The following is a 12,483-nucleotide window of genomic DNA, read 5'->3' as shown; positions in this document are numbered from 1 at the left end:
AGTCCGTAGACTAACTACCCTCTAAAGTACGCTTTTTTGTTTTTTATAGAACGCATCTGCCTGCATTTGCATCAACTCTCTGGCTTTTTTACGCTTGTAATCGTAGAGCTCCTGTTCTTCGGCTATATCGGCATAAACACGATTGTTCACATCGCGGTCTGTGGTAACCAGTACTTCTCTTTGAGTTTTTTGCTGATTCACCCAACTCTTCAAAGCACTTTCCTGTTCTTCAAGCTTCAGGTCGTAGGCCCCCTTTGGCGACAATAATTTTGCAAAGATAGGAGAGGTTTCTATGGCGAGAAACAGCAAAAATATAAACAGGGATGGCAAGAGAGGAAGTTTGCCCAATGCATTAACCCGTGCCATGAGTCCGTCGAAGCCGTCGATCACCGGTTGTGTTTCGGCCACCTTGGTCTGATATTCTGCAGCCAGTAATGCGATCTGTGCTTCACTTGCTTCTATCTTAGCGGCATTGTTTGCCCGCAGCTCCTGTAGGGCTGCTAATTCGGCATCGTGTTTTTCGCGTTTTTCCTTATACACCGGACCTTTTCCCAGAATTTCGGTACCGGCACGCCCTTCAGCCTCGGCTATATAGGTGTCGTATAAGGCGTTCACCTCGGTTTCCTTAGAGGTGATTTCGTTCTTTAAGGTTTCTATTTCTGAATTAAGGGCCTCAATAGTTGGGGTATATTGCAATGCCAGTTGATCCTTGTTGGCAAGGGTCATATCGTTCTTTTCTTCCAACAGCACCTGATTGATCTCTTTTTCAAATATTTTTAGTTCAAGTGGTTTTGAGATCACTATGGCGATGATGATGGCCAGTGCAATTCGGGGGGATGCCTGAATGATCTCATCGAAAAAATTATTTCTTTTTTTAATGGTAGAAACAATGAATCTATCCAGATTAAAGATGAGGAATCCCCATATAATTCCGAAGAAAATAGCTGTATACAGCGTATCAAAAACGGTGAACAACGCATACGATGCTGCGATCGTGGCCATAACCGCTGTAAAGAAAACTGTTGCCCCAATTCCGGCATATTTCGTGCGTTCGCCGGGAGCGCATTCTTCAAGTATATCGGTATCGGCGCCTGAGCAGAAGATAAAAAATCGTTGTAGCATAGTTGTTAGTTTTGGTGATTGATGAATTTATATAACGATTTCCGCCATAAATTGTTGTAGGCGGGAACTGTAGCAGATTAATCAATGAAAAGTATTTCTTTCTATAGTATATGTAAAATTTGGTGTTAAAAAGTGTTAAAATTTGCTTTTTGCCTATTAAATGTGCATCTTGCCGACTTAAGAATATTATGCGCGCACAGTTTATGGTACGAATATTTTCAATTTTTGTGTTTATTTTAATAAGTAATATCTATTCTGGTTTTGCTCAGGTGGGTATAGGAACCACCAATCTGCTTTCCGGAACCTCACTTCAAATTGAGGGCGCTAATAGCGGAATACTAATAAACCGGGTGGCTTTGTCTGCAACAGATGATACTATGACCATTTCTGGAATTGACAGTTCTTACGAAGGGCTTCTTGTCTATAATACCAATTACTCGAATAATTTGAATCAGAGTAAGGACGTGAGTCCCGGATTTTATTATTGGGACGGCACTCAGTGGAAGTCGGTAAAAGACGGAGGCGTTCGCCGTACAGGGTGGGTAGCGCTTCGTGATTCGGACACCAGTCAAGTAATTACTGGAGCAACATCGGCCAATATTACAAATAATATTGGCTGGGAACAGTTGTTGATGAATTTTGAAAATAACGACGGAGATGTTATGCTGGATGCTTATGCACCGGAAGGATATGCTGCAACGTCGTTCTTTAATAGTACCAATCATAAGTTAACTCCATTGTCGCTAGGAGATTCCATCCTAATGCGATTTCAATGTAATGCGATTCCTGACAATAACAACTCTTATGTTGTTCTAAGAATTAATATCGGAACGCCTGCTTCCCCTATTGTCATTTATCAGAAAACCATTCCTTTACTAAGAGGATCGGGCGAATCCAATCATATAAGTGAATCTATACTAATGTATCAGTTAAATACTTTTGTAGCTAATGGAGCCATAGTTGAAATGGCATATTCCACTACAGGGGGAGGACAACCAGGGGACGTAGAAATAAAGGATTTTGATCTGGTGATCGATCGATTAACTTCTCAGTAATTCTATTAGAGATTTATACGAATGATTTTCCTTTGGGTTGTCAATACACGGACTAGGACACAGTCCATTGATAAAGCAGAAATTAAGACGTTGTTCTCATTTGATTAACGTGATGATTTATTTTCAGTTCGTCTTTTTTTATTCTAAAACAAGCTCCATTTTCTGGAGCTTGATATTTTGAAAGTCTGTTAGAGGTCGCATCATCCTCCACCTACACGCACAATGGGGAATTCGCTTGCGTCAATTCCGAAATTCTTATTTTTTTTAAACATTTTGATGGCTACTTCTTTGCTCACTTCATGCGGCCCCCAATAGAAGGTAGCTCCTCCTTTTGCCAAGTTCTCAATGTATTTTATAGGATCCGGATCCGGGGGTGGTGGCGGAGAGGGTAGTTCGTAAACTCCCTGTTTTACTTCGATAGGAGCTTTAGGTGGGGGTGGTGGATTCATATCGTCCTTGTCGTTTACGCCCTTTACAACTTTGGGTGCCTTTGGTGCATCGGAAGCAGGTGGTGGCGGTGGTGGCGGTGGTGGCGGAAAAGGTGCCTTTTCTGGATTATACCGGTACAGTCGGGTGGTAGTATATGCTTTTTGAAGTTTGTTGATCACATCGTCATCTGCTTTTTCGAGAATGATGTCCCAGCGGAAATTCCGTAAGTCGGCTTCGCTCCAGTTTTTGGTGATTGCGTCAACCTTGGCGGCAAAATTTTGTACAGATACCTCTTCACCATTTAAGGAGATCTGTTTTTTCTTTATATAAAGTATGATCTTTTTGTCGTCTTGCTGCGATATCGGATTGATATCACCGATGGGGTTCACTACGACGTATCTTGTATTGCTGAAACTTAAAAGCATTAATGACAGTAATGGTAAAATAACCAGACTTCGTAGCCACATGCCTCTTTTTGTTGTTCGTGTTTTCATAACTGTTAATCGTTTTTTGATGAATGAATAGGTGTTTGCATTCGCCAACGCATTGTGTTGGATTATTTGATGATCTCCGGCAGTCGAAAATGCAACCAGTTTTTGTTGGTAATCAATCGGATTAATACCGTGTTTGAGTACTCTGGTATCGGCCAGAAATTCATGATTGAGCTTGATTGCACTTTTAAACAACCAGATAAATGGATTAAACCAAAACACCAGCTTGATGAGTTCTGCAAAAATAAGGTCTACACTGTGTTTTTCACTGGCATGGGCTTGCTCATGAAGTAAAACCTCCTTGGGAATCTCCTTAGCGTCATATTGTGTTTTATTCAAGAATATATAACTGAAAAAGGTATGAGGAACAATCGATTTACTCAATAACACATGAAAGACATTTCTTTCCTTGCGAACAGGGTTATTTTTGATCTTGTTAAAAATAGATAAGAGATTTCTAATAAATCTGATGCTAAAGAAAAGGAAACCGGCGAAATACATCCCCCAAAGTAATACAGGAAGATAGTTCCATATTGAAAATTGGTTTGAAGCTACTTCAACGAGAACTTCCGGATTTGGAGCCGGGATGGTTGTTTCGGCAGCAGTGACATAGGTTGTAAATGTGATTAAAGGAAAAATGATCGAAATTATTAATGCCGACAGTAGATATATTCGTTTAAAGAAGTGCATGGTAGACCGTTCCAGCACTAATTTGTAAAAAACGAAGAGTATGGCTAGGCATGCGGCCGATTTTAGTATATAGAGTTCCATGACTATTTTCTTTTTATTTGCTGATCGATGATGCTTTTTAATTCCTCGAGTTCTTTCTTGCTGAGGTTGGTTTCCTGCGTAAAAAAGGATGCGAATTGCGAAGCACTGTCATTAAAGAAATTTTTAATGAGTCCGTTTACATGCTTAGAGAAATAATCTTTCTTCTTTACCAATGGAAAATATTCCCGCGACCTTCCGTTTTGTGTGTAATCAACAAACTTTTTATCCTGCATCCGCTTTAAAAGTGTAGCTACGGTTGTTGTTGCCGGCTTAGGGTCATCATAGGCCTCTATTAGATCTTTCATATATGCCCGTTTCTGTTTCCAGAGGATCTGCATGAGTTGTTCTTCGGAATTTGATAGCTGCATCGATTTCTTTTTAATGATTGCTCTACAAACGTAGAACAATTTTTTTAATTCTACAAATGTAGAGGGAATTATTATATTGTCTATTGCTTATTAGTTTTTAAGCTATATTTTTTTAAAGCTATAGCTTACGTCCCGCTGCCAACTGCCAACGGCCAACCATCTCCTACCGGCATCCTTACTGAATTGATTAAATTATAATTCACTTACCTTTACGGTCTTAAAAATTAACCATGAGTATTGAAAGAGAACTGGCAAAACGTGCCGATAACAGCTGTGAACTATGTGGCAATCCCGAGAAACTCAATGTCTATGAAGTGCCTTCGTCGCCTAGATCGGGAGTTGATGCAGCTGTGTTACTTTGTTCCACTTGTTTCCATCAAATTGAAAATGAAGAAGACAGAGATCCCAATCATTGGCGTTGTTTAAACGACAGTATGTGGAGTACGGTTCCTGCGGTTCAGGTTATGGCATGGCGAATGCTTCAGCGACTAAAAGTCGAAGGCTGGCCTCAGGATCTCTTGGATATGATGTATATGGATGAGGAGGTAAAGGCATGGGCAAAAGAAGCCGGGGATGGTGTAGATAGGAGCAATGCACCGGTGCATCGTGACAGTAATGGCGCCATATTACAGGCAGGAGATAACGTGGTTCTTATCAAGGATTTGAAAGTAAAGGGCTCGAGTATGGTGGCCAAACAGGGAACAGCGGTACGACGTATTTCGCTGGATCACGATAATGCCGAATACATAGAGGGTAAGGTAGACGGTCAGCAGATCGTGATCATTACCAAGTTCGTAAAAAAGATCTAGACCTTTTTATTCCATTTAGACTTTTCCCCCACAAAATTAATCGTCCGGTTCTCGTGTACGATGCACAAGTGATGCGTAGACCGTCATTACTACAGAGAGCCCGGGTTAGCGATTGCAACGGCATCCCCTGTAGCGCCGATGAAGTAGAGCGCAACTCACTTCATGACCGCTATAGGGATACAGTAGAAAGCGCGGTCCTCTGGAGCTTTATGGGCTATTTGTTATAAACTATTTGACCCATATAAAGCGAAAGAGGAAACCCCCAAAACCTAAGTATTCATTTCGGTAAAATAGTGATAGAACTGAGGAATGGTTTCAATACCTTTTAAATAATTCCAGATCCCGAAGTGTTCATTAGGCGAATGAATGGCATCACTATCGAGACCAAAGCCCATTAAAATCGTCTTGCTCTTAAGCTCCTTTTCGAACAATGCCACTATGGGAATACTTCCTCCACTTCGCTGCGGAATAGGGGTTTTGCCAAAAGTAGCCTCATAGGCTTTAGAGGCCGCTCTATAGCCCACACTGTCAATAGGGGTAACGTATGCTTGTCCGCCGTGATGTGGTTTCACCTTCACCTTGACCCCTTTAGGAGCGATACTTTCGAAATGATTCTTAAACAATTGTGTGATCTTTTCCCAGTCCTGATCGGGTACCAGGCGCATACTGATCTTTGCGTATGCCTTACTGGCGATGACCGTCTTGGCGCCTTCTCCAATGTAGCCGCCCCAGATTCCGTTTACGTCAAGAGTGGGCCGGATGGAATTTCGCTCGTTGGTGGTATATCCTGCTTCACCGTACACATCTTCTATATCGAGGGCCTTTTTATAAGCCTCTTTACTGAAGGGCGCTTCGGCCATTTTGGCCCGTTCGGCAGTAGAGAGTTCATCGACATCATCATAAAAACCGGGAATGGTGATGTGGTTGTTCTCATCGTGCAATGAAGCGATCATTTTGGTTAATACATTAATAGGATTGGCCACAGCTCCGCCGTAGAGTCCGCTGTGGAGATCGCGATTAGGTCCGGTGACTTCAACTTCTACGTAGCTGAGTCCGCGTAATCCTGTAGTAATGGATGGGATATCATTGGCGATCATTCCGGTATCGCTGATCAGGATCACATCATTAGCCAGTTTTTCCTGATTACGTTCCACGAACCATCCCAGACTTTCTGACCCCACTTCTTCTTCGCCTTCGATCATAAATTTGACATTACAGGGAAGTTGATCGGTTTGTGTCATATACTCTAAGGCCTTTACGTGCATGTACATTTGTCCTTTATCGTCACAGCTTCCACGGGCGAAGATCGCCCCTTCCGGATGAAGTTCCGTTTTTTTGATCACGGGTTCGAACGGCGGACTGTCCCACAGATCGAGGGGATCCGGGGGTTGTACATCGTAATGCCCGTAAACCAATACAGTGGGTAGATTTTTATCGATGATCTTCTCGCCATATACTATTGGGTAGCCCGGGGTTTTACAGATCTCTACAGTGTCACATCCGGCTTTTTCAAGGCTTTTTTTAATGGCTTCGGCTGTTTTTATCACATCGTTTTTATAAGCCGAATCGGCGCTTATAGAAGGAATTTTCAGTAGTTGAATTAGTTCGTCTATAAATCGCTCTTTATTTTTTTCTATATAAGATTTTGCACTTTTCATTTAAATTATTTTGAAGATTCACGAAGGTACAAAAAGTGGATTTTTTAAAAGAAAGTTTGCGTGTAAATAAAAATTGTTCTTTATATTTGCCGTCCCTTTGCGGGCGTGATGGAATTGGTAGACATGCTAGACTTAGGATCTAGTGCTTCACGGCGTGGGAGTTCGAGTCTCCCCGCCCGCACAAAAAGACTTCAACTAATTGTTGAGGTCTTTTTTTTTTGCTCTAGGAGGAGTCAAATACATAAATATGGGAGGCGTGAACGGTGGGGTTTATCCATTAAAGTAATGCGTAGGAGGAATTCATTGTACCTTTAGAAACAAGAAAAGCTTCAGTCTATAACCGAAGCTTTTTTATGGGTTGTTCAGATGGACTTAAACCTTTTTGTAAACAAGTCCGGCGAGTAATCCTGTGACCAGGAAGAATACCAAATAGATCCCGAAGTTGATGAATGTACCGCTCATATCGATGATATTGCTGGTAGCATAATCGATGAGCCCTTCTCCAAGCCCCATTAAAATGGCAACCCAGAAGCCAAAGGTTATTCCGGTGCCCATGCCGTATTCACTGTTTGCCCACCTTCCGTAGATGGTTGAAAAGGCGAAAGCCTGAATGATACATCCCAGAACGAGATGAAACATATCGGGCATTTCCCGCATCACCCCGGTGGCAGATCCCAGATGATCTGACAATAAGGGATCTCCAAGAATTCCCCATAGTAAATAACCGCCACCAAAACCCCAAACGGCAGTGACCAAAGTACTAACAATGTTTGCTTTTGTAAACATAATTAAAGTGTTTTATTGATTAGGTGTCAGAAAGTTACAAAAAAAACAGTCAGGTTTTTCAGGTCGTATTTGTATACGTTGAATTAGGGGTTGCTGAAGAAACTTTAATCAGTAATATTCGTTTTGTCGATGATGTATAATGGACGATTTTGGACATTGTTATTGATTCGTCCAATATACTCACCTATAATACCGATGGAAACAAGTTGAATACCACCAATAAACAGGGAACTGATGATCAAACTGGTCCAGCCGGTCACCGTTTGTTCCAGGACGTAATGCGCGAAGATCGCATAGAGGATAATAAAAAAGGCGGCACCGGAAATAATAAATCCGATCTTGGTCACTGAGGCAAGTGGTACATTAGAGAATCCTGTAATTCCATCTATGGCAAAGGAAAGCATCTTGCTGAAGGAGTAGCCTGTTTTTCCGAATTTACGTTTATCTCGGTTAAATAAGACTTCAGATTGTTTGAATCCTAACCAGGCGATCTGTCCTCGGAGGAATTTATTCTGTTCCGGCATCATTTTTAAATACCGAACTACCTTTTGATCTATCAGTCGGAAATCTCCGGTATCTACAGGAATATCAACATTGGTTAGCTTTCTAAGGATACGGTAGAATAGTTTAGCAGTCACTTTTTTAAAGACACCTTCTCCTTTTCTTTTTTCTCTGCGGGCGTAGATAACTTCGAATCCCTCCTTGTATTTTTTGTACAATTCGGGTATAAGTTCGGGGGGATCCTGAAGGTCGCCGTCGATAATGACCACGGCCTTACCTCGACAATGATCGAGCCCTGCGGTGACCGCTATCTGATGACCAAAATTTCTACTAAAGTTTATAAAAAATGATCTAGGGTCTGATTCGGTAAGACGCATAAGCTGTATTAAGGATGCATCCTTGCTACCGTCATTTACAAAGATAAATTCGTAGTCATCAGTAATTTGCGATGCAGCATTTTTTAGCCTTTCATACAACTCCGGAATGATCTGCTCTTCATTAAATATAGGAATCACTATAGACAGTGTTTTCATATTATTTGGGTCCATGAATCTTGTATTTAACTACGTTCTTACTTTCTCCTAAGGTTGACATCTTATAATTTTCAGCAAGATAATTCTTTATTTCCTTTTGATAGGTGAGTACTTTGTCTCCTGACTTCAGTTTTTTCCAGTCTTTTTGTTCTATATCTGCCCCTTGATCTTTCAGTTTCGCAATATAAAACTTTGTCTCAGGGCGATAGCCTTTGATTAGTACCTTATATCCATTGAGTTCTTCAGGTTTTTCTGAAGCTTCCCTAAGGTAATAGCTCATTTGGTAATTTCGTTCTGTTGGGGAATCTTCATTCAGATTTCTCTTAACATCCTTTAGAATCTGTGTATAGGGACTAAGAAATAGAAAAAGGATAAAGCCGTACGGGACCAGTTTTATAATTTTTTTCTGGCGTTCATCCCCTACATTTATAAGCAATCTAAAGATCAAATAAATTAGAGTGGCCACGATCAATGCAAAATAAGGGACTTCAGGAAAAGCATACCAATGTAATTTATTTTTGGAAAGCGAAATTATGAGAAAATGAGAAACAGCCATAATGGAGCTAAAGATTGTAAAATTCTGAAGCATTCTATTCTTGGTGAGCATTCCGGCTACAATGCCACACGGGATCCACAAAAACCAATATTTCATATCGAGATCTCTGAATCTTTCAAAATAAAAAATGTGCGGCCTTGATTTTTGTAATTTACTGGCATAGCGTCCGCCTAATTCATTATTCCAGACCGCCTCGAGGTAGCCCGGATTATAAAGTTCTCTCAACAGATAAAAACCTCCGATAATTAAAATAAAGATTCCCAATCCAAAGTAAAAGTGCTTGTTTTTTAGCAGCGAAATAAATTCCTTTTTATAAATGAGATATACTACATAAGCCGGCGCAAAAAGTAATCCGGCGACTCCTTTTGTTAGGCAGCCCAGCGTGAGGAAAATAAAGAAAAAATACAAATATTTTCTCTTCTTGTTCTGGATAAATGCAAAGAATGAAAGTCCGCTAAGCGTAGTGAACATCGTAAGTAAGGCGTCGAATTCACCGAAACGAGCTCCGTGATAGCCCATATAGCCTCCCATGGTAATTAATACAAGTACGGCAATGGCGCCATACCAAAAAGATCTTAAATACTTTTCGGAAATGTAAACCAACGCTGCACATGTGCCTACAGCGGCAAGTGCGGATGGCAACCGAAATGCGAATTCGTTAACTCCAAATAGCGAAAAACTTATAGTTTGTATCCAAATGAGCAACGGAGGTTTGGTATTCCACATATCCGGCTTTCCTTCAAAGTAGGTAACCAGCCAATTGCCATTCTTTAACATTTCGAAGGCATTCATCGCATTTCTCGATTCGTCATAATTACGAATGGGAATTACATCTATGTAAAGAAAAAGTGGCGTGATTACGAGTATCGCTAAGATAAAATACCCGAGGTACTTCTTCAGAATACTTTTCATATATACTACAGCTCTCCTATCGATTTAACAGATTTGAAGGCGTTAATATAACAATTCAGAATGTATTTGCTCTATCACCGCACCAATAATTTTACTTATTCTTTCTAGCTTTAATGACTGTTATTAATTTAGCATTTTAAGAATCTGATTTCTCTATTAATTCTTCAATCTCTTCTTTTTCTTCCCCGTTCAATTTTGGTTTTCTGGTGTTCGTTTTTTTAGTTTTTAGTTTAATTTCATAATACATCGCAAAATGATCGCTCCCAAAATGGGGAGTTCGGACCATTTTTCCAACAAAGAGATCTTTGGTATGAAAAAGATGATCCAACGGGAATCTTAAAAACCAATAGTCGGCATGATAGGTAGGAAAAAATCCCCTGCCTATCCTGGGGTCTATCATTCCCGTCATTTTTTTGAACAATCTCGTGGTTCTGGACCAAACCACATCGTTCATATCACCGCAAACAACCGTGGGGAGAGCGATATCCCTGAGGTATTTCCCAACGATCATCAGTTCGGCATCGCGTTCTTTGGAAGTATCGTTCTCAGTTGGACTGGGAGGTGCGGGATGTAAACAAGCAAAGAATACTTTTTTGGTATCGGTTATTTGATACTTAAAATAGATAGACGGAACACCTTCTTCAACATGATAATTCACTTCTACATCAAAGAGCTCTTTTTTCGAATACAAATGCATCCCATAAAAATTTTCCTTTGCGATCTTCACCGTAAAAGGGTAGTCCTTTTCAATGCTTTGTAGTGCTTTTTCCCAATCACTGTTCGATTCCATTGTGAGAACCAGATCCGGATCGTATTGCTTAACAAGTGCCTTAAATTTATGATACTCCGTATTGGTCTGCAGCACATTGCCTGCCAAAATACTGAGTGTACCCTTACTCGGAAAGTCCGGTTTTTTTCTTGGATACAAGGAGCTATATGGAAATACCTTGACGATCTGATACACTGTCGTAGCCACCAGTGATATAATTAGGATAATACTGAACGTAGAATAACGGGATTCGAACAGAAAGAACAGTACTATTAAAGCCAACTGAATTGCAATGGTTTGCAAACGAATAAAATCGGGTGTTCTGAAAAACCAATGCGGATTCCCGGTAGCGGGGAAATACGCAGAGACTGTAAAAATTACAATGAGGATATACAATATCATATTCCCTAAAATTACTATATTCTCATAGAATATTCTCTAATTTTGACATGTGCTTAACAATTTCGACATACTCATAATTGGCGGCGGTGCGGCCGGGTTCTTTACCGCGATAAATACGGCTGAACTAAATCCGAATGTATCAATAGCCATTTTAGAAAGAGGAAAAGAAGTACTCACCAAGGTAAGAGTGTCGGGAGGCGGTCGCTGTAATGTTACTCATGCACAATTTATTCCGAAGGAATTATCCCAAAACTATCCACGAGGAGAAAAAGAGCTTTTGGGGCCGTTTCATACCTTTATGACGGGTGATACCATAGCATGGTTCTCTAATCGCGGAATCGAATTGAAAACTGAAGAAGACGGAAGAATCTTTCCGGCTTCCGATTCCTCACAAACCATTATCGATTGTTTTGAAAGTGAAGCACAAAGGCTTGGAGTTTCAGTGTTAAAAGGACATTCCGTAAAAAACATTAAAAAAGAGAACGATACATGGTCGTTAATTACGAGTGAGGGAACTTTTGAAGCGACAAAACTGGTGGTGGCATCCGGGAGTAATACTAAAGTTTGGGGAATACTTGAACGACTGGGACATTCTATGGTAACTCCGGTTCCTTCCTTGTTTACTTTTAATATTGATGATGAGCGAATCAAAGATCTGCCGGGACTGTCTACAAGTGCCTCTGTTTCAGTGATGGATCATAGGGGTAAAGTGGTGCTGGAAAGTGATGGTCCCCTGTTAATTACGCATTGGGGCATGAGTGGCCCTGCCATACTAAAGCTATCGGCCTGGGGAGCCCGAATACTCAATAAATTGGATTATCAGTTCACAATAAAGGTCAATTGGATGGAAATGGCTTCCAAGGATGAAGCTTTGGAGTATCTAAAAACGGCTAAACAACAATTTGGAAGGAAAACAGTAAGCAAACGCCCGCATTTTGACTTACCAAAACGGTTGTGGCAAAGCTTGGTTCACGCGTCGGGAATAGAAGAAACTATGAAATGGGCCGATGTTACTTCGGCTGAACTAAAGTTATTGAGCAAACAGCTAACAGAAGCCGAATTCAAGGTGGTTGGAAAGAGTACCTTTAAAGAAGAATTCGTTACGGCAGGTGGTGTTGAACTGAAGGAAGTAAATTTTAAAACCTTTGAAAGTAAACTACATAAAAATCTGTATTTTGCCGGAGAAGTACTTAATATAGATGCCATCACCGGTGGTTTCAATTTTCAGAATGCATGGACCGGCGGGTATATGGTGGCACATGCATTGGCTCAGGAAGAATTATGAAAACATATATTGCTCTATTACGTGGTATCAACGTTG

11 protein-coding genes and 1 tRNA gene are annotated in these 12,483 nt (G+C 40.7%); 4 read left to right on the top strand and 8 right to left on the bottom strand.

Annotated elements, in window-relative coordinates; all coding sequences use genetic code 11:
- Positions 1 to 21: 21 nt before the first annotated feature.
- Positions 22 to 1,122 (bottom strand): DUF4407 domain-containing protein, encoded by a 1,101-nt coding sequence (locus tag ALE3EI_RS02955; protein WP_186990685.1) that lies wholly within the window; start codon positions 1,120 to 1,122, stop codon positions 22 to 24.
- A gap of 188 nt (positions 1,123 to 1,310) precedes the next feature.
- Between ALE3EI_RS02955 and ALE3EI_RS02950 the strand changes: the two genes are divergently transcribed.
- Positions 1,311 to 2,177: a hypothetical protein gene (locus tag ALE3EI_RS02950; protein WP_186990683.1), complete on the top strand. Its 867-nt coding sequence runs from the start codon at positions 1,311 to 1,313 to the stop codon at positions 2,175 to 2,177.
- Positions 2,178 to 2,377: 200 nt separating this feature from the next.
- Here the strand turns inward: ALE3EI_RS02950 and ALE3EI_RS02945 are convergent, their stop codons facing one another.
- Entirely contained in the window at positions 2,378 to 3,868 is a 1,491-nt protein-coding gene (locus ALE3EI_RS02945; RefSeq protein WP_186990681.1) for a M56 family metallopeptidase, read from the bottom strand.
- Between the two features lie 2 nt (positions 3,869 to 3,870).
- Complete coding sequence (locus ALE3EI_RS02940; RefSeq protein WP_186990679.1) at positions 3,871 to 4,236, bottom strand: BlaI/MecI/CopY family transcriptional regulator; 366 nt, start codon at positions 4,234 to 4,236, stop codon at positions 3,871 to 3,873.
- Positions 4,237 to 4,466: 230 nt separating this feature from the next.
- Here ALE3EI_RS02940 and ALE3EI_RS02935 point away from each other — a divergent pair, with 230 nt between their 5' ends.
- On the top strand, positions 4,467 to 5,045 hold the full coding sequence (locus tag ALE3EI_RS02935; protein ID WP_186990677.1) for a PhnA domain-containing protein: 579 nt from the start codon (positions 4,467 to 4,469) through the stop codon (positions 5,043 to 5,045).
- A 269-nt stretch (positions 5,046 to 5,314) separates the two neighbouring features.
- Here ALE3EI_RS02935 and ALE3EI_RS02930 read toward each other — a convergent pair whose 3' ends face one another.
- Entirely contained in the window at positions 5,315 to 6,703 is a 1,389-nt protein-coding gene (locus tag ALE3EI_RS02930; protein ID WP_186990675.1) for a dipeptidase, read from the bottom strand.
- 99 nt (positions 6,704 to 6,802) lie between these two features.
- Here ALE3EI_RS02930 and ALE3EI_RS02925 point away from each other — a divergent pair.
- Positions 6,803 to 6,884, top strand: a tRNA-Leu gene (locus ALE3EI_RS02925).
- Positions 6,885 to 7,075: 191 nt separating this feature from the next.
- On the opposite strand, the gene ALE3EI_RS02920 is transcribed toward ALE3EI_RS02925, so the two are convergent.
- The 4 genes from ALE3EI_RS02920 to ALE3EI_RS02905 form a co-directional block, all read right to left on the bottom strand.
- Positions 7,076 to 7,489: a hypothetical protein gene (locus tag ALE3EI_RS02920; RefSeq protein WP_186990673.1), complete on the bottom strand. Its 414-nt coding sequence runs from the start codon at positions 7,487 to 7,489 to the stop codon at positions 7,076 to 7,078.
- Positions 7,490 to 7,593: 104 nt separating this feature from the next.
- On the bottom strand, positions 7,594 to 8,538 hold the full coding sequence (locus tag ALE3EI_RS02915; RefSeq protein ID WP_186990671.1) for a glycosyltransferase family 2 protein: 945 nt from the start codon (positions 8,536 to 8,538) through the stop codon (positions 7,594 to 7,596).
- On the bottom strand, positions 8,525 to 9,991 hold the full coding sequence (locus ALE3EI_RS02910) for an ArnT family glycosyltransferase (protein ID WP_186990669.1): 1,467 nt from the start codon (positions 9,989 to 9,991) through the stop codon (positions 8,525 to 8,527). The genes ALE3EI_RS02915 and ALE3EI_RS02910 overlap by 14 nt, the downstream gene beginning before the upstream one ends.
- A 136-nt stretch (positions 9,992 to 10,127) precedes the next feature.
- Positions 10,128 to 11,162 carry an endonuclease/exonuclease/phosphatase family protein gene (locus ALE3EI_RS02905; protein WP_186990667.1) on the bottom strand — a complete coding sequence of 345 codons (1,035 nt, stop codon included), beginning with the start codon at positions 11,160 to 11,162 and terminating at the stop codon, positions 10,128 to 10,130.
- A 49-nt stretch (positions 11,163 to 11,211) separates the two neighbouring features.
- Between ALE3EI_RS02905 and ALE3EI_RS02900 the strand changes: the two genes are divergently transcribed.
- Positions 11,212 to 12,447, top strand: coding sequence for a BaiN/RdsA family NAD(P)/FAD-dependent oxidoreductase (locus ALE3EI_RS02900; RefSeq protein ID WP_186990665.1), 1,236 nt, complete (start codon positions 11,212 to 11,214; stop codon positions 12,445 to 12,447).
- Positions 12,448 to 12,483 lie beyond the last annotated feature (36 nt).

It is taken from the genome of Constantimarinum furrinae, from assembly GCF_014295415.1.
Lineage (GTDB): Bacteria > Bacteroidota > Bacteroidia > Flavobacteriales > Flavobacteriaceae > Constantimarinum > Constantimarinum furrinae.
Note: the sequence above shows the minus strand (reverse complement) of the source record. Positions and strands in the feature narration are given on the sequence as shown.